Origin of the sequence: Streptomyces bicolor, assembly GCF_000719285.1 — a bacterium.
Taxonomy (GTDB): Bacteria; Actinomycetota; Actinomycetes; order Streptomycetales; family Streptomycetaceae; genus Streptomyces; species Streptomyces bicolor.
Map to the genome: position 1 here is coordinate 151,561 of NZ_JOFS01000007.1, position 22,324 is coordinate 173,884.

Sequence of the window (22,324 nt, forward strand, 5' to 3'; positions counted from 1 at the left end):
CATGATCATGCAACGAGGGCATGTCGAAGCCCCAGGGCATGACCATCCCGGCCCCATGTACTAGAGTTATCTCGACATCGAGATATCTGCCGAGGTGCACCGCAGCCGCGCGGCATCACCGGTCTAGCGGTAAGGGTTACCTAACTTAGCCTTACCTTAGCGGATCGGCCAAGATGGCGTGGCGGCAGGATCGTGGTGGTACGCGCACATCAATGAAGGAGACTGTCGTGTCGGCGAACAGCTTCGACGCCCGCAGCACGCTGCAGGTGGGCGACGAGTCGTACGAGATCTTCCGGCTGGACAAGGTCGAGGGCGCCGCGCGCCTCCCCTACAGCCTGAAGGTGCTGCTGGAGAACCTCCTCCGCACCGAGGACGGCGCGAACATCACCGCCGACCACATCCGCGCCCTCGGCAGCTGGGACTCCCAGGCCCAGCCGTCGCAGGAGATCCAGTTCACGCCGGCCCGCGTGATCATGCAGGACTTCACCGGCGTGCCCTGTGTCGTCGACCTCGCCACCATGCGTGAGGCCGTCAAGGAGCTCGGCGGCGACCCGGCGAAGGTCAACCCGCTCTCCCCGGCCGAGCTGGTCATCGACCACTCCGTCATCGCCGACAAGTTCGGCACCAACGACGCGTTCGCGCAGAACGTCGAGCTGGAGTACGGCCGCAACCGCGAGCGCTACCAGTTCCTGCGCTGGGGCCAGACCGCCTTCGACGACTTCAAGGTCGTCCCGCCGGGCACCGGCATCGTCCACCAGGTGAACATCGAGCACCTCGCTCGGACCGTCATGGTGCGTAACGGCCAGGCCTACCCCGACACCCTCGTCGGCACCGACTCGCACACCACCATGGTCAACGGCCTCGGCGTCCTCGGCTGGGGCGTCGGCGGCATCGAGGCCGAGGCCGCGATGCTCGGCCAGCCGGTCTCCATGCTCATCCCGCGCGTCGTCGGCTTCAAGCTGACCGGTGAGCTCAAGCCCGGCACCACCGCCACCGACCTCGTGCTGACCATCACCGAGATGCTCCGCAAGCACGGCGTGGTCGGCAAGTTCGTCGAGTTCTACGGCGAGGGCGTCGCCGCCACCTCCCTCGCGAACCGCGCCACCATCGGCAACATGTCGCCGGAGTTCGGCTCGACCGCCGCGATCTTCCCGATCGACGGCGAGACGATCAACTACCTGCGCCTGACCGGCCGCTCCGCCCAGCAGCTCGCGCTCGTCGAGGCGTACGCCAAGGAGCAGGGCCTCTGGCTGGACCCGAAGGCCGAGCCGGACTTCTCCGAGAAGCTGGAGCTCGACCTGTCGACGGTCGTGCCCTCCATCGCCGGCCCGAAGCGCCCGCAGGACCGTATCGTCCTCGCCAACGCCGCCGAGCAGTTCAAGCTGGACGTCCGCAACTACGTCGACGTCGTCGACGAGGCCGGCCAGGAGTCCTTCCCGGCCTCCGACGCCCCGGCCGTCGCCCCGAACGGCGCCCCGTCCAACCCGGTCACCGTGACCGCCCCCGACGGCTCGACGTACGAGATCGACCACGGCGCGGTCACCGTCGCGGCCATCACCTCCTGCACCAACACCTCCAACCCGTACGTCATGGTCGCCGCCGCGCTCGTCGCGAAGAAGGCCGTGGAGAAGGGCCTGACCCGCAAGCCGTGGGTCAAGACCACCCTCGCCCCGGGTTCGAAGGTCGTCACCGACTACTTCGACAAGGCCGGTCTGACGCCGTACCTGGACAAGGTCGGCTTCAACCTCGTCGGCTACGGCTGCACCACCTGCATCGGCAACTCCGGCCCGCTGCCGGAGGAGGTCTCCAAGGCCGTCAACGACCACGACCTCGCGGTCACCTCGGTCCTCTCCGGCAACCGGAACTTCGAGGGCCGTATCAACCCCGACGTCAAGATGAACTACCTGGCCTCCCCGCCGCTGGTCGTCGCGTACGCCATCGCGGGTTCCATGAAGGTGGACATCACGCGCGACGCCCTGGGCACCGACCAGGACGGCAACCCGGTCTACCTGACCGACATCTGGCCGACCGAGGCCGAGGTCAACGACGTCGTGGCGAACGCCATCGGCGAGGACATGTTCAACAAGTCCTACTCCGACGTCTTCGCGGGCGACCTGCAGTGGCAGTCCCTCCCTGTCCCGACCGGCAACACCTTCGAGTGGGACGCCGAGTCGACGTACGTCCGCAAGCCCCCGTACTTCGAGGGCATGGGCATGGACCCGGAGCCGGTCTCCGACATCTCCGGCGCCCGCGTCCTGGCCAAGCTGGGCGACTCGGTCACCACCGACCACATCTCGCCCGCCGGTGCCATCAAGGCCGACACCCCGGCCGGCAAGTACCTCACCGAGCACGGTGTGGAGCGTCGTGACTTCAACTCCTACGGTTCCCGCCGAGGCAACCACGAGGTCATGATCCGCGGCACGTTCGCCAACATCCGCCTGCGCAACCAGATCGCGCCGGGCACCGAGGGCGGCTACACCCGCGACTTCACCCAGGACGGCGGCCCGGTGTCGTTCATCTACGACGCCTCCCGCAACTACATCGAGCAGGGCATCCCGCTGGTCGTCCTGGCCGGCAAGGAGTACGGCTCCGGCTCGTCCCGCGACTGGGCCGCCAAGGGCACCGCGCTGCTCGGGGTCAAGGCCGTCATCGCCGAGTCGTACGAGCGCATCCACCGCTCGAACCTCATCGGCATGGGCGTCCTCCCGCTGCAGTTCCCCGAGGGCGCCTCGGCCGAGTCCCTCGGCCTGACCGGCGAGGAGACCTTCTCCTTCACCGGCGTCGAGGAGCTCAACAACGGCACCACGCCGCGCACGGTCAAGGTCACCACCGACACGGGCGTCGAGTTCGACGCGGTCGTCCGCATCGACACCCCCGGTGAGGCCGACTACTACCGCAACGGCGGCATCATGCAGTACGTGCTGCGCAGCCTGATCCGGAAGTAAGCGATCAAGCAAGCGGTACGACAGGGCGGTTGAGGGCCGCATTCCCGGTGATCGGGGGTGCGGCCCTTCGCCGTGTCCGCGGTGATCGGGGGTGCGGCCTTCGCCGTGCCCGCAGCAGCGAGGCTGCGGCTCCCAACGGCCGTACCCCGCCGGGAAAAACCAGGTCATCACCCACCCTCAGGTGGAACACAGGGGCCGGGACAGGATCGGGACATGACTGGCACCGCAGGGTCCCGAAACGGCCGCGTCCGCCGCGCCTGCCCGGCGCTCGACGGACAGAGCGCGCTGAGCATCGCGCGGGGCTGCCCGCCGCACGCCGTCGTGCTCGACGCGATGCTGCCCGACTTCGACGGCATCCAGGTGCTGCGCCGTCTCAGGTACGAGAATCCCGAGCTGCCCGTCCCTCCCCATGCTCACCGCCCGCGACGACCTGGAACACCGGCTCGACGGCTTCGGCGCCTGTGTTCGAACCGACCCGTTGGTGCGGGCCCTGGGCGACCTCGTGCTGACCGAGGAGAGCGAGGACGGAAGATGAGCGCCCGCATGCCCTTGCGCCCCATGCGCACGCGCCTGCTCGTATTCATCGGCCTCACTTTCGTCGCGAACCACCGGCACTGGACACCCTGTCCGGCCCGTCGGCTCCGGCACCGCTGCGATCCCCGCGGACGCTCGCTGGCAGCCGCTGACGGGCGACAGCCCGACCCCGTGCCCTGGAACGCCTCGTGCGTCAGCCGTTTACAACCGCGCCACTCGGCGCTACTTTCCGAACCAAGGGAAAGGGTGGGAGCGCTCCCACACGGTGGACCGGAACCCACCTGTGCGCCGCTCCCACCCCACCCGGCCATGCCTGCGCCGGCGCATCGGCAACGGTCCGGGCCTGCGCCGAGCGTATCCGCACCCGCACACACGCATCCGCACGGCCCGTACTCTTGAAGGAACGGACTGGTATGTCATGATCCTGACAAAGACAGTTACGAGCGCGTCCCAGCCTCGCCGATTAACGCTCCCCACCCGCACCAGAGCCCTCTTCCTGGTCCTGGTCTCGCTGCTCGCCACCATCCCGGCCGTAGCCCTCGTCATGAGCACCGGCGGCAAGGCCGAGGCCCACGGCACCCCCATGAAACCGGGCAGCCGCACCTTCCTGTGCTGGCAGGACGGGCTCACCGACACCGGTGAGATCAAGCCGATCAACCCGGCCTGCAGGGCGGCTCAACAGGTCAGCGGCACAACGCCGTTCTACAACTGGTTCTCCGTGCTCCGCTCCGACGGCGCCGGCCGCACCCGCGGCTTCGTGCCCGACGGCGAGCTGTGCAGCGGCGGCAACACCAACTTCACCGGCTTCAACACCCCGAGCAAGGACTGGCCGCTCACCCACCTCACCTCGGGCGCGACGGTCGACTTCTCGTACAACGCCTGGGCCGCCCACCCGGGTTGGTTCTACGTCTACATCACCAAGGACGGGTTCGACCCGACCCGTACACTCACCTGGAACGACATGGAGGAACAGCCCTTCCTCTCCGTCGACCACCCGCCGCTCAGCGGCTCTCCGGGCACGGTCGAGGCCAACTACTCCTGGACCGGAAAGCTTCCCGACAACAAGTCGGGCCGCCACATCATCTACGTGGTCTGGCAGCGCTCCGACAGCCAGGAAACCTTCTACTCCTGCTCCGACGTCGTCTTCGACGGCGGCAACGGCGAGGTGACCGGCATCAAGGAGCCAGGCAACCCGACCGACCCGGTGCCCGGCGAGTGCTCCGCCGCCCGTCGCACGACCGGCAGTTGGTCCGGCGGCTACCAGTCCGAGGTGACCGTCACCAACACCGGCGAAGTCCCGATGCTCGGCTGGATGGTCGACTGGACGCTCCCCGCCGGCCAGAAGGTCGAGAGCCTCTGGAGCGGCAACGCGACCTACAACGGCCAGGCCGTGATGGTCCACAACGCCGATTGGAACGGCTCCCTGAGTCCCGGTCAGAGCACGACATTCGGCTACGTCGTCTCCGGTTCCGGCGGCGACAGTACGACGGCCCTGCCCTGCAGGGTGGGCTGAACCACCGCCCGGGGCGGACCCGGTGGGCGTTGAGCCGTCGTCCACCGGGTCCGCGAGCCGGACGGACCCGAGGGGGAGAGAGGACCGTCCGGTTGGAGAGTGGCTTGTGCGTGGGGCTGTGAGGACAGGGCCCCGACAACGTTGTCGAACTGTTCCACGCACGACTCTATCGCCTCAACGGGCAACACAGTCAATCCAGTTGGGCAACGTCCCGGATCACACCGGTCGGGGATCGAAGTCCAACGCCTCGCAGAGCCAGTCCAGTTGGCGGCGCACATGCACCCCGTCGCCGCCTTCATGGCCGTTGAACGGATAGGGGTGGATCTCCTTGCGCGGGTCGGCGCCCGACAGTTCCGCATAGCGATTGAAGGCGCCGTACGCCCCGCTCGGCGGGCACACCGTGTCGCGCAGGCCGATCCCGAAGTGTGCCGGTGCCTCGGCGCGCCGGGCGAAGGAGATCCCCTCCATGTAGGCGAGCGTGGCGTACGCGGCCCGCTCGGCGCCCCGGTGCACGGAGAGGTACGCGGCGATCTCGCCGTAGGGCGAGGCGTCGGTGAGGTCGAGTGCGCGCCGGATGCCGCACAGGAACGGCGCGGTGACCAGGACCGCCGCGAGGTCCCGGACGAGTCCCGCGACGGCCAGGGCGAGTCCGCCGCCCTGGCTGTTGCCGACGGCCGCGATCCGTGCGGCGTCCACGCCCGGCAGGGCGCGCACCGCCGTGACCGCTCGTACGGCGTCGGTGATCAGGCGGCGGTAGTGGTGGTCGTGGGGCGACAGCAGTCCGCGCACCGCCGGGCCCGGCCCGCCCGGCGCCGTGGCGTGCGGGTCCGGGGTGGCGCCGCCGTTGCCGTACTGGTCGCCCTGGCCCCTGTTGTCCATCAGCAGGTGCGCGTACCCGGCGTTCACCCAGGTCAGCCGCTCATGGGGAAGGCCGCGGCCACGGCCGTAACCGGCGTACTCGACAACGGCGGGCAATGGTTCACGCACCCCGGCCGGTCTGCTGAACCAGGCCCGCACCGGGTCGCCGGCGAACCCGCGGAAGGTGACGTCCCAGGTCTCGGTCAGCCGCAGCCCGGTTCGCACCGGACGCGCCGACACCAACACCTCCGGCTGCGCCGCCTCCTTGAGGGTGTCGTGCCAGAACCCGTCGAAGTCGGCGGGCTCCCGGGGATCCGGACGATAGCGCTCCAGATCGGCCAAGGGCAGGTCGAACGCGGGCACGGACACCTCCGATTGTTGCGCTTCTGAATCTGAATGTTTCGTTGCTGGCGGCTCGGCCCTGGCAACAACCTCCTCAACTCACCAGCCCTGCCAGCCCCATTGACAGCCATTACACCCGCCCCTAACCTCGCCGCAAAGTTGCCGGTACCACCCCGAAACTTTCGGTGCCACCGGGAGGCCCACCGTATGAGCACCCCCACCACGTCGGCTCCACCGCCCGGCACACGGCGGCCGCCGCCGGCGAAAGCTCCACCCCGTCGCGGCCGGCGGCCGGCGCGCACCGGTTGGCGGCGGGCGCTGCGCCGGGACTGGCAGTTGTACTCGCTGGCCGTGCTGCCGCTGCTGTTCTTCCTGGTCTTCCGCTATCTGCCGATGCTCGGCAACGTGATCGCGTTCCGGCGCTTCGAACCGGGCGGCTCGATCTTCGGCGAGGACTGGGTGGGCCTGCGCTATGTCGAGATGTTCCTGAGCGACCCCACCTTCTGGCAGGTCTTCCGGAACACCCTGTGGCTCGGCGGACTCACGCTCGTGTTCTGCTTCCCGATCCCGATCGTGCTGGCGCTGCTGCTGAACGAGGTGCGCAGGCGTTCACTGAAACGATTCGTGCAGTCGGTGTCGTATCTGCCGCACTTTCTGTCGATCGTGATCGTCGCCGGCATCACCCTGCAGATGCTCGCCACGGACGGCCCGGTCAACCACGTCCTGGGCTGGTTCGGGCACGACCCGATCCGGTTCATCCAGGAACCCGAGTGGTTCCGCACCGTCTACGTCGGCTCGGAGATCTGGCAGACCGCCGGCTGGGGCACGATCCTCTACCTCGCCGCGCTCACCACCATCGACGAGGACCTGTACGAGGCCGCCCGCATCGACGGAGCCAACCGCTGGCAGCAGATCTGGCACGTCACGCTGCCCGGCATCCGCCCCACCATGATCACGCTGCTGATCCTCAACGTCGGCACCTTCCTGGCCGTCGGCTTCGAGAAGGTCCTGCTGCTGTACAACCCGCTGACCTACCCGACCGCCGACGTGATCTCGACGTATCTCTACCGTGCGGGTGTCGAGTCCAACAGCTTCAGCTACGCCGCCGCCATCGGGCTGTTCGAGGCGATCATCGGACTGGTCCTGATCACCTCGGCCAACCAGCTCTCGCGCCGATCGGTGGGGACGAGCCTGTGGTGAAGCCGAGTCGCTCCTACCGCGTCTTCCAGGGCGTCAACGGGGTCATCCTCACCCTGGTCGTGATCGTCACCCTGTACCCGTTCGCCAACATCGTCGCCCGCTCGTTCAGTTCGGAGCGGCAGATCCGGGCCGGTGAAGTGACGCTGTGGCCCAAGGGTTTCAACCTCACGACGTACAAGATCGTGTTCCAGGACTCGATGTTCTGGCGGAACTACGGCAACACCGTGCTGTACACCGTGGTCGCCACCGCCGTCGCGATGATCCTGACCACCTGTTACGCCTACGTCCTGTCGAAGAAGCACCTCAAGGGACGCGGCGTCCTGGTCGGCGTCGCCGTGTTCACCATGTTCTTCACCGGCGGTCTCATCCCCAACTACGTCCTGGTCACCAGCCTCGGCCTGAAGAACAGCGTCTGGGCCATAGCGCTCCCCAACGCGATCAGCGTGTTCAACCTGCTCGTGATGAAGGCCTTCTTCGAGAGTCTGCCGACCGAGCTCGAGGAGGCCGCGCAGATCGACGGGCTGAGTACCTACGGCATCCTGCTGCGGATCGTGCTGCCGCTGTCGAAGGCGGTCGTCGCGACGATGGTGCTGTTCTACTCGGTGTCCTTCTGGAACTCCTGGTTCAGCGCCTTCCTGTACATGGACAAGTCCGAGCTGATGCCGGTCACCGTCTATCTGCGCAACCTCATCTCCGGCGCCACCACGGGCGGCAACGCGGGCGCCGCCGACGCACAGCTCAGCCAGGTGGGGGCGAACATCCAGGCGGTCACCATCGTGCTGACCTCGCTGCCCATCCTCTGTGTCTATCCGTTCGTCCAGCGCTACTTCGTCTCGGGCGTGATGCTCGGCGCCGTCAAGGGCTAACTAAGGGAGCAACCGTGTCATCCGTGGAGAACGCAGGACAGCTGTCGCGGCGTCAGATCCTCGCCGCCGCCGGATTCATCGGCCTCGCCACCCTCACCGGCTGCGGCAGCGGCGACGACGGCGGGGACTCCAAGGACCTGTCGAAGAAGCAGAACGGTGCGATGAAGGACTATCGCGCCGGCCAGCAGTTCAAGGCGGCCAAGCCGCTGTCCCTCTCGGTCCTGCACAACGACAACCCGGTCTACCCGATGAAGAAGGCCTGGCTGTTCTGGAAGGAGCTGACCGAGCGCACCGGTGTCACCTTCGAGCCCGTCGCCGTCCCCCTGGTCGACTACGAGAAGAAGCGCAGCGTCCTCATCGGCTCGGGCGACGCCCCGTTCCTGATCCCCAAGACGTACCACCCCGCGGAGGTCGCGTTCGTGTCGTCGGGCGCGATCCTCCCGGTCAGCGACTACGTGCACCTGATGCCCAACTTCCGGGACAAGGTCAAGCGCTGGAGACTGGAGCCCGAGATCGACTCCATCCGGCAGTCCGACGGCAAGTTCTATCTGCTGCCCGGCCTGCACGAGAAGCCCAGATCCGGCTACTCGTTGGCGCTGCGCACGGACGTCCTCGGCAGGCTCGGACTGAGCCTGCCCACCAGCTGGGACGAGGTGTACGAGGTCTTCAAGGCGATCAAGGCGGAGCACCCGGACCGCTACCCGTTCTCCGACCGCTGGAGCAAGAACACGCCCTACCCGGCCGCCGCCCTCTTCAGTTACCTCGGCCAGGCGTACGGGGTCCGGGCCGGGTGGACGTACAACACCATCGACTGGGACGTGAAAGCGGGGAAGTTCGTCTTCACCGGAACGACGGACGCCTACCGGCAGATGATCGAGTTCGTGCGGAAGCTGGTCGCCGAGAAGCTGGTGGATCCGGAGAGCTTCACCCAGACCGACGACGAGGCAGTGCAGAAGCTGCTCGGCGAGAAGTCCTTCGCGATCAGTGCCAACCCGCAGGAACTGGTGCAGAACTACCGCTTCAACCTCGAGAAGCAGGTCAAGGGCGCGGAGATCGAGATGATTCCGGTGCCGCTGGGACCCGCCGGTCCCGTGGTGCTGGGCGGCGTCCGGCTGGAGAACGGGGTCATGATCTCCAGCAAGGCGCTCAAGAGCGACAGCTTCGTCGCGATGATGCAGTTCGTGGACTGGCTGTGGTACTCGGACGAGGGCCAGCGGTTCGCGCGGTGGGGCGTCGAGGGCGTCACCTACACCCGCTCCGGAAGCCAGTACAAGCCGAAGCCCGGCATCAGCCTCATGGGTTCCGACCCGGACGCCCCCAAGGACATGCAGAAGGACTACGGCTTCTACAACGGCGTCTTCGCCTACGGCGGCAGCTGGGAGCTCGTCTCCTCCATGTTCAGCCCCGACGAGAAGAAGTTCCAGGACGCCATGTCCCAGCGCGAACAGACACCCATCGCCCCGGCCCACCCGCTGCAGTCCTTCGAGCAGGAACAGGCGTCCCTGTGGGAGACACCGCTCAGGGACCACGTCACCCAGAACACCCTCAAGTTCGTCCTCGGCAAGCGCCCGATGTCCGAGTGGGAGGCCTACGTCACCGAGCTGAAGGCCAAGAACATGGACCAGCTCGTCGACCTGCACAACAAGGCGTACGAACGCTTCAAGAAGGAGAACGGGTGAGCAGCGGCGTCCGTACGGCCGACTTCGGCACCGGAGTCCTGTCCCGTGCCGCCGCCCTGATCCACACCCTGGTCACGGTCGAGGCCCTGCTGCTGCTCGCCGCCTCACCCGGACTCGCCGGCCTGCTCCTGCTCGGCCCGGACCCGGCCAACCTGCCCCTGGCCGCCGTATGCCTCCTCCCGCTCGGCCCGGCCCTGTCCGCCGCCGTCTACGCCCTGCACCACCGCACCGGCGACCTCACCGACCTGCACCCGGCCCGCGCCTGCGCCCGGGGCTGGCGGCTCAACGCCCTCCCCGCCCTGAAGCTCTGGACGCCCCTGCTCGCCTGGCTGACCGTCATCGCGTTCACCCTCACCCACTTCGCCGCCACCGGCCTGCCCGGGTGGTGGGCAGTACTGCTCGGGGTGATCGGCGCCGGCTCGCTGCTGTGGGGCGCGCACGCGCTGGTCCTCACCTCGCTGTTCGCCTTCCGCGCCCGCGACACCGCCCGCCTCGCCGCGTACTTCCTCTTCCGGCATGCCCGCACCACCCTCGGCGCCGCCTCCCTGCTCCTGCTCGTGGCCGCGTCGACCGTCCTGCTGACTGAGGCCCTGCCCGCCCTGCTGGCCGCCCCGCTGCTGCTCTCGCTGCTGCACAGCAGCCGCCCGGTGATCACCGAGACCCAGGAGGACTTCACGGCATGACCGCGCCGCGCACCCCCAAGATTCCGTACGGCGGCGATCACAACCCCGAGCAGTGGCCGGAACCGGTGTGGGACGACGACCACCGCCTGTTCACGCGGGCCCGCATCGACACCCTCACCGTCGGCGTCTTCTCCTGGTCCCTCACCCAGCCGGCCCCCGGCACCTACGACTTCACGATCCTCGACCGCATCCTCGACCGCGCCGCCGCAGAGAACCGCCAGGTCTGCCTGGCCACCGGCACCGCGGCCCTCCCGCCCTGGCTCGCGAAGCGGCACCCGGACGTCAACCGCACCGACTTCGAGGGCCGCCGCCACCGCTACGGCCAGCGCCACAACTTCTGCCCCAGCTCACCGGCGTACCGCGAATACGCCACGGCGATGGCGTCCCGCCTCGCCGAACGCTACGCGGGCCACCCGGCCCTGCTCGCCTGGCACATCAACAACGAGTACGGCGGAGCCTGTTACTGCGACCTGTGCGCCGAGGCATTCAGGGAATGGCTGCAGAACAGATACGGCACCCTCGACGCCCTCAACGACGCCTGGTGGACGACCTTCTGGTCCCACCGCTACACCGACTGGGTCGAGATCGAGCCCCCGAACGCCCTCACCGAGCACTGGCGCGGCCCCGACCACACCGCCTTCCAGGGCATCACCCTGGACTACTTCCGCTTCACCACCGACGCCCTCCTCGGCTGCTTCCTCGCCGAGAAGGAGGTGATCCGCGCCCATGACCCGGACACCCCGGTCACCACCAACTTCATGGGCATGTTTCGCCCCCTCGACTACCACCGCTGGGCGCCCCACCTCGACTTCGCCTCCTGGGACAGCTACCCGCCCCTCGACGCCCCGCCCACCTGGCCCGCCCTCGCCCACGACCTGATGCGCGGCCTCAAGGACGGCGCCCCCTTCTGGCTGATGGAACAGACCCCGTCCACGACCGCCTGCCGTGACGTCAACCCCCTGCGCCGCCCCGGCGAACTCCGCCTCGCCACCTTCCAGGCCATCGCGCACGGCGCCGACGCAGCCCTCTACTTCCAGATGCGCGCGTCCCGCGGCGCCTGCGAGAAGTACCACGGCGCGGTCATCGGCCACGCGGGGCGGGACGACACCCGGGTATTTCGTGAAGTGGCAGAACTGGGACGGGAGTTGGAGGCGCTGGGCGACGCGACCCTCGGCGCGCGCACCCCGGCCCGCACCGCCCTGCTCTTCGACTGGGACAGCTGGTGGGCCCTGGAGATCTCCGACGGCCCTTCTCGACTGGTCAAGTACCAGGAGGTGGTCCACGCCTACTACCGGGCGGCCCGTGAGGCCGGGGCGGACGTGGACGTCGTCCCGGTCACGGTTGATCCGACCGGATACGACGTGGTCCTCGCCCCGGTCCTGCACATGATCAAGGGTGACCTGAGGGAGCGGCTCGAAGCCGTCGCCGCACGCGGCGGCACGGTCCTGACGACCTTCCTCTCCGGCCGTGTCGACGAACACGACCGCGCCTTCCTCGCCGACGCCCCCGGTCCGCTCGCGCCCCTCATGGGAGTCCGCGTCGACGAATGGGACGCGCGACCGCCTCAGGTCGTCCAGCCTGTCCAGCTGGGGGAGCTGACCTGCGAGGCCCGTCTGGTCTTCGAGATCGTGCTGCCGCGCGGCGCGGAGCCGGTCGGCACCTACGGTGCCGACTTCTATGCGGGCACGCCGGCCGTGACCCGTCATGCCTACGGTCAGGGTGAGGGCTGGTATGTCGCGACCGACCTCGACCAGCCCGGCGTCGCCTGGGTCGTCCGCCGGATCCTGGCCCGCCATGACCTCCTCGGCCCCTACGCCGACCATCCGGCCGTCGAGACGGCGACCCGTGTCGCCCCCGACGGCACCCGCCTCCTCTTCCTCCTCAACCACGCCCCGGAACCGGCCCGGCTCACCGCCCACACCACCGCCACCGACCTGCTGACCGGCAAGCGGGTCGAGGACGGCGAACCACTCACCCTCGACCCGCTCGGCACAGCAGTCCTGCGGATTCAGTAGATGCGCCGCCCATGTGCGTCGGCCACACCAGACTTGCGCAGAAAGTAGCTGTTGATCTGGTCGCGCCACTCGCGTGCACTGCGGAGCTGCTCCTCGAAGCGCTCCGTCACCCGCGCGTGGCGTGCCGGGTCCACGAGCCCGGCCAGCGAGGCCCACCCCTCGCGGGCCTTCTCCACCTCTTCCACGCCCTCGAAGTGCGTGTCGTATATGTGCTGGATCACCGTCTTCCCACTCCGAAGCACGTGGTCGTACGACACGTGGTGGAAGAACAGCAGCAGCTCGTCCGGACAGGTCTCCGGCGACTCGAACACCTTGGCCCACGCCGGTGCGTACTGGCCCGCATACCCGGTGCCCGTCGCCACGCTGCGGTCGACGCCGATGCCGTCGCGGTCGGCGAAGTGGTAGGTGCCCCACGGGCTGTACTCGTAGCCGTCGACGCTCGGCCCGTAATGGTGACCGGGCTGTACCATCCAGCCCACCCCGAGCGGCGCGGTGTACTTCTCGTACGTCTTCCAGGAGCCGGCCAGCACCGCAGACACCCCGGCCTCCAGCCGGGCGCCCTCCTCGGTCCTCTCGGGCGTGAAGGTCAGCCTGATCCACTCATCCAGGAACCGGTAGGGATTCGCGTCCGGTTGCCAGGCCAGCCGCCCGAAGGTGTACAGGTTCGCCTGGGCCAGCGGATGGCCGGTCCAGAAAGGGTCGTCACCGACGTTGGACACGGCGACGAGACCCCCGCGCGCCAACTCCCCTACGGCCGCACCCGCTTCGGGACGGAACCGCAGCACCTCGCTCCACATCGGCCCCAGCCAGCACACATGCCGCTGCTGCCCGGTGTACTCCTGCGTGGCCTGCACCTCCACCGCGAGCCGGGTGCGCGGCATCGCGCCGATCAGCGGCGAGACCGGCTCGCGCACCTGGAAGTCCATCGGCCCGTGCTTGACCTGGAGCACGGCGTTGTCGAAGAACTGCCCGTCCAGCGGCACGAAATGGTCGTACGCGGCCCGCGCCCGGTCCGTCGTCCGGTCCCGCCAGTCCTGGCGGTGGTTGTAGACGAACGCCCGCCAGTGCACCGTGCCCCCATGCGGGTCCAGGGCCGCGGCCAGCATGTTCGCGCCGTCCGCGTGGCTGCGGCCGTACGCGAACGGCCCGGGCTGTCCCTCGGAGTCGGCCTTCACGACGTACCCGCCGAAGTCGGGGATCACCTCGTACACCCTCGAGGTCGTCTCCGCCCACCAGCCCCGCACGCCCTCGTCCAGCGGATCGGCCGTGGACAGTCCGCCGAGCACCATCGGCGCGGCGAAGGTGACCGACAGATGGACGCGGATGCCGTACGGCCGGAGCGCGTCCGCGATCGCGGCGACCTCACCGATCCGGTCCGTGAGCAGATGGGCCTCGGTCTCGTGCACGTTGACGTTGTTCACGGCCACGGCATTGATCCCGCAGGCCGCCAGCAGCCTGCCGTACGCCCCCACCCGCCCCAGCAGCTCACCGCGCGCCCGCCCGTCCGTCCAGAACAGCGACCCGCCCGCGTATCCGCGCTCCACCTGGCCCATGACCGGATGCACGGCCACGTTGTCCCAGTGATCGAGCATGCGCAGCGCCGACGCGGGTCGGTGCTCCTCAGGTCCGTACGAGCCCTGGAACGCCGCTTCCCGGAGCCGTACGACATGGAACAGGCCGTACAGCAGCCCGGGCCCCCCGCACGCGGCGACGGTCGTACGGCCGGCACCGCGCTCGAAGGTGAACGCCTCGCCGCCGCTGCCGCTCTCGGCGCCGGTCAGCTCCAATACCAGGTCGTACGGCCCGGCGGCCGCGTCGCGCTCGACGCGACCGCCGAACCGGGCGCAGGCCTCCGCCACTTCCGCGTGCACCGTGTCCACCAGGGGACCCGAGCCGCGGATCAGGGTCCGCCGGGTGCCGATCGGCCGGAACGCCTCGTCCGGCAGCCAGGCCGGATCGACACCCTGCATGAGACCCCCAATGCACCCGCTGCTCCAATTCGCCTGCTCAGGCGAGCAGTTCGACCTCCGAGAGCACCGCCTCGCCGTCGAGCACCAGGCGGTACTTCCCGTACGTACCCGGGGACCCCACGGTGAACGCCCGTGTCTGCCGGTCCCATGCGAAGGACTGCCCGGAGCGCTCGTCGAGGGTCTGCCAGGTGGTGCCGTCGCCAGACCCCTGGAGCTTCCAGCCGGTCGGCGCCTTCGTCCGGTCCGACGGCGACGTCAGGGTGTACTGCACGGCCTTGGCGCCCTCGGACACGGGCAGATCCACCGAAGTGACGCTCGCCTGGGTCGCCGAGGTGTTGTCGAACAGCTCCCCGTCACCCTTCAGCACGTCCGCCCGAGGCGTCGGTACCTTGTCGTCCTGGGTGATCGACACGGGCGCCGCGTTCTTGCCGGTGCCCCAGGAAGAGGGCCGCGGACCCATGTCGAACTCCAGAACGCCGCCCTTCGCGATCACCGAGTGAGGCAGCGAAGACCACTTCCACGGAACGCCGTTGACCTTCAGGCCCTGCACGTACACATTGCGGGCGCTGTTCTTCGGTGCCTTGACGACCAGCTCGCGGCCGTTCTCCAGATGGACGGTCGCCTTGGTGAACAGGGGCGACCCGATGGCGTACTCACCACTGCCCATCACCAGCGGGTAGAAGCCCAGCGCGGAGAACAGGAACCAGGCCGACTGCTCGCCGTTGTCCTCGTCACCGTGGTAGCCCTGCCCGATCTCGCTGCCGACGTACAGCCGCGACAGCACCTCACGGACGTTCCTCTGCGCCTTCCAGGGCTGCCCGGCCGCGTCGTACATGTAGATGGCGTGGTGGGCGACCTGGTTGGAGTGGCCGTACATGCCCATCCGGACGTCCCGCGCCTCGGTCATCTCGTGGATGACACCGCCGTAGGAGCCGACGAAGTCGGGCGAGGCCGTCTCCGGGGTGGCGAAGTACTCGTCGAGCTTGTCGGCGAGCCCGCTCCGGCCGCCGTACAGGTTCGCCAGGCCCCGGCTGTCCTGCGGGGCGGTGAAGGCGTAGCCCCACCCGTTCGTCTCCGTGTAGTCGTAGCCCCACACCCGCGGGTCGTACGTCGAGGACTCGACGCGCCAGTCACCCTTCTCGTCCCGGCCCTGGAAGAAGCCTGCCTCGGAGTCGAAGAGGTTCACATAGTCCCGGGCACGGTTGAGGAAGTACTCCGACTCCTCCATGTACCGCTTGTCGCCGGTCTTCTTGTACAGGGCCTGGCCCATCCGTGCGATGCCGTAGTCGTTGAGGTAGCCCTCCAGCGCCCACGACAGGCCCTCGTGCGTCTCGGTGCTCGTGTAGCCGAGGAACGGCGAGGTCGCCATGCCCTTGCGGCCGACACCGGACGACGGAGGTACGACGGTCGCGTTCTTCACGGCCGCGTCGTACGCCGACTTCGCGTCGAAGCCGACGCCCTTGACGTAGGCGTCCGCGAAGGCGACGTCCGAGGAGGTGCCGGTCATCAGGTCCGCGTACCCGGGGGAGGACCAGCGGGAGGTCCAGCCGCCGTCCTTGTACTGCTGCACGAACCCGTCGACCATCTCGCCGGCCTGGCTCGGCGTCAGCAGTGAGTACGCCGGCCAGGTCGTGCGGTACGTGTCCCAGAAACCGTTGTTGACGTACACCTTGCCCTCCACGATCTTCGCGCCGGTGTGCGTCGGGGTGTCGGGGTTCGGCATCGGGGAGAACGGCGACGCGTACCGGTACGTCGAACCGACCTTCTCGAAGCCGGAGTTGGGGTACAGGTACAGCCGGTACAGGCTGGAGTACAGCGTCGTCAGCTGGTCCGGCGTCGCGCCCTCCACCTCGACCTTGCCGAGCAGCCGGTCCCACTGGCGCTGGGCGCGCGACTTCACGGTGTCGAAGGAGGTGCCGTCGGGGATCTCCTGGCGCAGGTTGTCCTTCGCCTGGTCGATGCTGATGAGGGACGTGGCGAGGCGGAGCGTGACGGTCCGGTCGTCGCCGGCGTCGAAGCGCAGGTGTCCCTTCACCCCGCCGGCGGAGCCCTCGGTGACGGGCTTGTCGAACACGCCGTACACGAACAACCGGGTCGCCCCCGTCGACAGCCCGGACTTCACGTCCGAGTAGCCGGTGACGATCCCGTTCTCCTTGTCGAGCGTGAGCCCCGCCTGGTCCGTCACATTGTCGAAGAGGACGCTCGCGTCGTCACCCGGATAGGTGAAGCGCAGCACCGCCGCGTGGTCGGTCGGCGCCATCTCCGCCTTCAGCCCGTTCTCGAACCGGACCCCGTAGTAGTACGGCCGTGCCGTCTCGTTCTCGTGCCGGAAGGCGAGCTCGCGCGCCTCGCGCCCGGTGTCCGGGGTGCCGGAGGCCGCCGAGGGCATCACCTGGAAGGTCTGCCGGTCGCCCATCCAGGGGCTCGGCTCATGGCTGGCGCTGAACGCCTGGATCGTCGGCAGGTTGTCGTCGTTGTTCGAGCGGGCGTAGTCGTACAGCCAGCTCAGCGAGCCCGCGTTCGTCACCGGCGTCCAGAAGTTGAAGCCCTGCGGCACGGCCGTCGCCGGGAAGTTGTTGCCGCGCGAGAAACCGCCGCTGGAGAGCGTGCCGCGGGTGGTGAGCGCGTAGTCGGACGGGTGGGCCTTCGGCTTCTCCGGCGCGACGGTCTTCAACGTGATGTCGTCCAGCCAGCCCCGGAACTTCGCCGGGCCCTTGGGGGAGTCGTACGCCACGAGGATCCGGTCGACGGTCTTGCCCGCCGCGACCGAGCCGATCCGCGAGGCGACGTGGTTCCACTGGTTGACGTACAGCACCTTGGCCGCGCCCTGCCCGCGCGGCGACAGCGGGAAGCCGTGCTGGTCGGTGGCGCCCAGGTCGCTGAGGTGGGTGCCGTCGGTGAAGGCGAGGTCGACGGAGACGTTCGTGGCGTCGTAGTCGAGGTCGCGGTCCGCCATCGACGGGAAGACGCGGTAGGACAGGCGGGTGTCGCGGCCGACGGCCACGTTCACGTCGTAGACCTTGTTGTACGAGTACGCCCGCCCGTCCGCCGTGTGCCGGCCGGCGTAGCGCAGCGCCCGCTTGCCGGTGAAGCCGGCGCCCGCCTTCGCGGTGGGGGAGCCGCTCGGTCCGCGGTCGACGAGGGAGAGCATGTCCTGTGGGACCGGGCCTTCGCTGCCGCCCGTGGAGAACTGGACGTCGGCGAGCTGGAGGATGCCGGAGGCGCCGTTGTTCTCGGTGACTTCCAGCCGGAAGTACTGGTATTCGGCCGGTTCCGCGAGGTCGTACGTCTTTGTCTGGAACCGTTCGGTGAAGGATTCGTCCGAGCGGGTGTCGAGGGTCTTCCACTCCTTGCCGTCCGTGGAGCCCTGCAGGGTCCAGTCCCGGGGGTCGCGCTCGGCGTAGTCATTGGCCGAGGTGAGCGCGTATTTCGCTATTCGGGCCGGTTTGTCCAGGTCGAATTCCACCCACCCGGTGGGCTCGAAGACCAGCCACTTGCTGCTCGACTCCCCGTCGACGAGGTTCTCCTTCACCTCCCCGCCGCCGGTGTTCTCGCCGTTCGCCCGCACGTCCGTGACATGGTCGGTCACATTGCCCGGAATGCCGCTGCTGTAGCCGCCGTCGACGCCCGAGGCGCGCTTGGTGCCGTCCGGCGCGGTGTCGACGGTATTGAGCCAGTCGGGTGCCGGGTCGCCGGCCTCGAACGAGGACGCGAACCCCCGGTCGGCCGCCGCGGGTGCCTGAGGCAGGGCGACCGCCGCGCCCTGCGAGCCCACGGCCACACAAAAGGCGGTCGCCGACACGACCGCCGTACCCCATCTGTGCCGAGCTCTCTGCTGCTTCAACGGGTACCCTCCCTGCGCACGGGACAACGTTGTCAACTTCGCTGCGCAAGGATCAGTTGTGGCTCAAGTGCCGAGTATTGTCAAGGGCGTTGCCTGTGGCTTTCGGGGCCTATGCCGCGGATTTTTCCGGCAAGCGGCGCACAGGCCACTCATATTTCCGCGAGGTCTCAACTCGGAAAAGACCACCGGCCAACCTTGCATTCGATCTTGCTCCGCTGGCGGGAAGTGGACTATACCTGTCGGCACTTCACATGATTCCGCACTTCCTGCACGACCCCAGCTAGGTCCTGTCGTCAGATTCCCGCCTGCCAGGCGTCGCCGGGCAGGCGGGAATGTGGCGACAGGACCTAGGACCCGATCGCGGTGCCGGGGAGGATCCGGTTCACCGCCTGAGTCCTGGAGAAGGCGAGGACTTGAGCATGGGATCCACGACCACCGAGAACAACGGCGACGCAGGTGTCGGCCGTCGCGATCTGATCAAGCGGTCCGCCGCACTCGGTCTGATCTCCGTACCCACGATGAGCTTCCTCTCCGCCTGCGCCAGCGGCGGCGGAGACGGTGACAAGGTCGACAAGGGCGAGAAGACCGAGCAGAACCCGCTCGGCGTCAACGAGAAGGCGGCCATGGAGGCCGTCATCTTCGACGGCGGCTTCGGCACCCAGTACGTCGAGGACGCGATAAAGGACTACGAGAGGTCCTTCGGCAAGGTCAAGTTCACGGCCACTCAGGACATCCAGCCCCTGCTCCAGCCCCGCCTGGTCGGCGGCAACCCGCCGGACGTGATCGACAACTCCGGAGCAAAGGCGATGGACGCCGCGACCCTGATCTCCAAGGATCAGCTCGCCGACCTCACCCCGCTGCTGGACGCCCCGTCCTTCGACGATCCGGGCAAGAAGGTCCGGGACATCCTCGTTCCCGGCACCATCGAAATGGGCCAGTACGGCGACGACAAGTGTTATCGCCTGAACTACGCCTTCACCACGTTCGGCGTCTGGTACTCCAAGAAGCTGCTCGACGACAATGGCTGGGAGTATCCGAAGACCTGGGACGAGATGCTCGCCCTGTGTGCGAAGGCGAAGAAGAAGGGCATCGCCGGCTGGACGTACGCCGGCAAGCACCCGTACTACATCCCGTTCACGCTCTACCCGTTCATCGCCAAGATCGGCGGGTGGGACGTGATGAAGAGCATCGACAACCTGGAGCCCAATGCGTGGAAGCAGGACGCGGTCAAGAAGGCGTTCGACGCGTATTACGAGCTCGCCGCCAAGGGATACGTCCTCAAGGGCACGCCGGGCCTGGACCACATCCAGTCGCAGACCCAGTGGACCAAGGGCAAGGCCGTGTTCATCCCGAACGGTTCATGGGTGGAGAACGAGGCCGCGCCGACCACGCCCAAGGACTTCGAGATGACGATGGCCCCCCCGTCCAGCCTCGACGCCTCCGACAAGATGCCCTTCGAGACCATCTGGGCCCAGGCCGGTGAGCCGTTCATCGTCCCCCAGCAGGCGAAGAACGTCGACGGCGGCATGGAGCTGCTGCGCATCATGCTCAGCAAGAAGCACGCCCAGAACTTCGCCAAGCTCGTCAAGTCCCTCACCTGTGTGCAGGGCGCGACCGAGGGCATGTCGCTGCCGCCCGGCCTGGCCTCGTCGAGCGCCGCGCTCGACGCCGCGGGGGAGAACGTGGTGAACCCGCGCCTGCCCGACTGGTACCAGACCTTGCACAAGGAGGACGTCGGCGGTGCGCTGGCCGAGATGATGGCCGGGCGGATGAAGCCCGACGAGGCGATCACGAAGATCCAGGCCGCCGCCGACAAGACGGCCAAGGACGACTCCATCAAGAAGTACAAGCACGCCTGAGTGCTCGCTTCGGGGCGAGAGGAGTACGAGCATGGAGCGGGGCGAGTATGGCGACTGAAAGCCGGGTGGTGACCAAGGGCACCGCGAGGCCCACACCGGGGAAGCCGGCCGGGCAGGGGGGCTTCAAGTCCTCGCCCCGCTATCGGACCTTCGTCAAGTACCGGTTCATCGCGGGGTTCCTGGCGGTGCCGCTGGCCCTCTACGCGGTGCTGGTCGTCTCGCCGTTCATCCAGACCTTCTACTACGCGCTGACGGACTGGACGGGCTACAGCAGCGACTTCACGATGGTCGGCTTCGACAACTTCAGCAAGTTGTTCGAGGACGACCTGTTCTGGAAGTCGCTGCAGCACAACCTCGTACTCCTCATCGGCATGCCGGTGCTCGCCATCGGGATGGGCCTGTTCTTCGCCTTCATGCTCAGCGCCGGCGGCCGGCACAAGCAGGGCCAGGCGGCCACCGGCGTCCGGGGCTCGAAGGGGTACAAGATCCTCTACTTCTTCCCCCAGGTGCTGTCGATCGCGATCGTCGCGGTCCTGTGGGGCAACATCTACAACCCGCAGGGCGGTCTGCTCAACGGCGTCCTGGACGCCCTCGGGCTCTCCTCCCTGGAGCAGAACTGGCTCGGCGACCCCGGCATCGCCCTGCTCTGTGTGCTCGCCGTGATGGTGTGGGCGAACGTCGGCTTCTACGTCGTGCTGTTCTCCGCGGCGATGGGCTCGATCCCCAAGGAGATCTACGAGGCCGCCCTCCTGGACGGCGCGAGCCGGGTCACCACCTTCTTCCGGGTCACCCTGCCGCTGATCAGGGACAACATCCAGACCGCGTATGTGTACGCGGGCATCATGGCGCTGGAGACCTCCTTCGCCTACGTCATGATCATGACGGTCAACCAGGGCGGGCCGGACCACTCGACGCTCGTGCTCCCGGTGTACATGTACAACAAGGCCTTCCGGGACGGGCAGGCCGGCTACGCCACCGCCGTGGGTGTGGCGATGCTCGTCGTCACCATGATCTTCGCGGTGCTCGCGCTGAGTATCGGCCGCCGCCGTGACCGGCTCGAATTCTGAGATGAGCGGGGAGAACGCAACGATGACCACCGCGGAACCCACCGACGTCGCCACCCCGTCGAAGGCGGGTCCCGGCCGGCCGGCGGCCGTCGCCGGCCGGTCCGGGAAGTCGGCCGGGGGTGAGGGCAGGACGCTCAACGTGTTCTCGCACGCGTTCCTCGTCCTGTGGGCCGTCATGGCCGCGGGCCCGCTTCTGTGGGCGTTCATGAGCGCCTTCAAGACTTCGGGGCAGATCCTGGACAGCCCGTGGTCGCTGCCGGACGGCATCAGCTTCGACGCCTTCGCCCGCGCCTGGACCAAGGCCAACATCGGCCAGTTCACGGTCAACTCACTGGTCGTGGTGGTCCCGTCGGTGCTCGGCACGATGCTGCTCGGGTCCATGGCCGCCTACGTCCTGGCGCGCTTCGACTTCCCCGGCAACAGGTTCGTCTACTACCTGTTCGTCGGCGGTATGACCTTCCCGGTGATCATGGCGATCGTCCCGCTGTTCTTCGTCCTGAAGAACCTGGCCCTGCTGAACACCCCGCACGGCCTGATCCTCGTCTACATCGCCTACTCGCTGCCCTTCACGACCTTCTTCATGACGGCGTTCTTCCGCACACTGCCGGGGTCCATCGCGGAGGCTGCGATGATCGACGGCGCCTCCCACAGCAGGGTCTTCTTCCAGGTCATGCTGCCCATGGCCAAACCGGGCCTGATCAGCATCGGGATCTTCAACTTCCTCGGCCAGTGGAACCAGTACATCCTGCCGATGGCCCTCAACACCGAGAGCCCGGACCGCTATCTGCTCACCCAGGGCCTCGCGACACTCGCGGTCAGCCAGGGCTACAAGGGCGACTGGTCGGGGCTCTTCGCCGGGCTGACCATCGCGACCCTCCCGGTACTCGTCGTGTACACCGTCTTCCAGCGCCAGGTGCAGGCCGGCCTCACGGCCGGTGCGTTGAAGTAA

14 protein-coding genes are annotated in these 22,324 nt (G+C 68.1%); 11 read left to right on the forward strand and 3 right to left on the reverse strand.

Annotation, left to right across the window (positions count from 1 at the left end; translation table 11 throughout):
* Nucleotides 1-227 precede the first annotated feature (227 nt).
* From acnA to IF78_RS0111135, 3 genes are all read left to right on the forward strand, one after another.
* Nucleotides 228-2,945: an aconitate hydratase AcnA gene (gene acnA, locus IF78_RS0111125; RefSeq protein ID WP_031480474.1), complete on the forward strand. Its 2,718-nt coding sequence runs from the start codon at nt 228-230 to the stop codon at nt 2,943-2,945.
* Between the two features lie 409 nt (nt 2,946-3,354).
* A complete protein-coding gene (locus IF78_RS50665) occupies nt 3,355-3,480 on the forward strand; it encodes a hypothetical protein (protein ID WP_324617268.1) in 126 nt (41 codons plus the stop codon).
* Nucleotides 3,481-3,897: 417 nt separating this feature from the next.
* On the forward strand, nt 3,898-4,992 hold the full coding sequence (locus tag IF78_RS0111135) for a lytic polysaccharide monooxygenase auxiliary activity family 9 protein (RefSeq protein WP_031480472.1): 1,095 nt from the start codon (nt 3,898-3,900) through the stop codon (nt 4,990-4,992).
* 216 nt (nt 4,993-5,208) lie between these two features.
* Here the strand turns inward: IF78_RS0111135 and IF78_RS0111140 are convergent, their stop codons facing one another.
* The gene (locus IF78_RS0111140; RefSeq protein WP_031498202.1) at nt 5,209-6,213 is read right to left on the reverse strand and encodes an acetylxylan esterase; all 1,005 of its coding nucleotides are present in this window, start codon (nt 6,211-6,213) and stop codon (nt 5,209-5,211) included.
* A gap of 186 nt (nt 6,214-6,399) precedes the next feature.
* On the opposite strand from IF78_RS0111140, the gene IF78_RS0111145 reads away from it, so the two are divergent.
* Genes IF78_RS0111145 through IF78_RS0111165 form a run of 5 tightly spaced genes read left to right on the forward strand, consistent with a single transcriptional unit; the run spans nt 6,400 to nt 12,635 of the window.
* Nucleotides 6,400-7,392 carry an ABC transporter permease gene (locus IF78_RS0111145; RefSeq protein ID WP_031480468.1) on the forward strand — a complete coding sequence of 331 codons (993 nt, stop codon included), beginning with the start codon at nt 6,400-6,402 and terminating at the stop codon, nt 7,390-7,392.
* Complete coding sequence (locus tag IF78_RS0111150) at nt 7,386-8,258, forward strand: carbohydrate ABC transporter permease (protein ID WP_031480466.1); 873 nt, start codon at nt 7,386-7,388, stop codon at nt 8,256-8,258. Before IF78_RS0111145 ends, IF78_RS0111150 begins: the two co-directional genes overlap by 7 nt.
* Before the next feature lie 23 nt (nt 8,259-8,281).
* Entirely contained in the window at nt 8,282-9,937 is a 1,656-nt protein-coding gene (locus IF78_RS0111155) for an ABC transporter substrate-binding protein (RefSeq protein ID WP_031480464.1), read from the forward strand.
* A complete protein-coding gene (locus IF78_RS0111160) occupies nt 9,934-10,620 on the forward strand; it encodes a hypothetical protein (protein WP_031480462.1) in 687 nt (228 codons plus the stop codon). Before IF78_RS0111155 ends, IF78_RS0111160 begins: the two co-directional genes overlap by 4 nt.
* Nucleotides 10,617-12,635 (forward strand): beta-galactosidase, encoded by a 2,019-nt coding sequence (locus tag IF78_RS0111165; RefSeq protein WP_031480460.1) that lies wholly within the window; start codon nt 10,617-10,619, stop codon nt 12,633-12,635. Before IF78_RS0111160 ends, IF78_RS0111165 begins: the two co-directional genes overlap by 4 nt.
* On the opposite strand, the gene IF78_RS0111170 is transcribed toward IF78_RS0111165, so the two are convergent.
* On the reverse strand, nt 12,629-14,605 hold the full coding sequence (locus IF78_RS0111170; protein WP_031480457.1) for an alpha-glucuronidase: 1,977 nt from the start codon (nt 14,603-14,605) through the stop codon (nt 12,629-12,631). The genes IF78_RS0111165 and IF78_RS0111170 overlap by 7 nt on opposite strands.
* A gap of 37 nt (nt 14,606-14,642) precedes the next feature.
* On the reverse strand, nt 14,643-18,386 hold the full coding sequence (locus IF78_RS0111175) for a GH92 family glycosyl hydrolase (protein WP_031480455.1): 3,744 nt from the start codon (nt 18,384-18,386) through the stop codon (nt 14,643-14,645).
* Nucleotides 18,387-18,868: 482 nt separating this feature from the next.
* On the opposite strand from IF78_RS0111175, the gene ngcE reads away from it, so the two are divergent.
* From ngcE to IF78_RS0111190, 3 genes are read left to right on the forward strand one after another with little or no spacing between them, the layout of a single operon-like run.
* A complete protein-coding gene (gene ngcE / locus IF78_RS0111180) occupies nt 18,869-20,308 on the forward strand; it encodes an N-acetylglucosamine/diacetylchitobiose ABC transporter substrate-binding protein (protein WP_031480453.1) in 1,440 nt (479 codons plus the stop codon).
* A gap of 47 nt (nt 20,309-20,355) precedes the next feature.
* Complete coding sequence (locus IF78_RS0111185) at nt 20,356-21,375, forward strand: carbohydrate ABC transporter permease (protein WP_078662397.1); 1,020 nt, start codon at nt 20,356-20,358, stop codon at nt 21,373-21,375.
* A gap of 22 nt (nt 21,376-21,397) precedes the next feature.
* On the forward strand, nt 21,398-22,324 hold the full coding sequence (locus IF78_RS0111190) for a carbohydrate ABC transporter permease (RefSeq protein ID WP_031480449.1): 927 nt from the start codon (nt 21,398-21,400) through the stop codon (nt 22,322-22,324).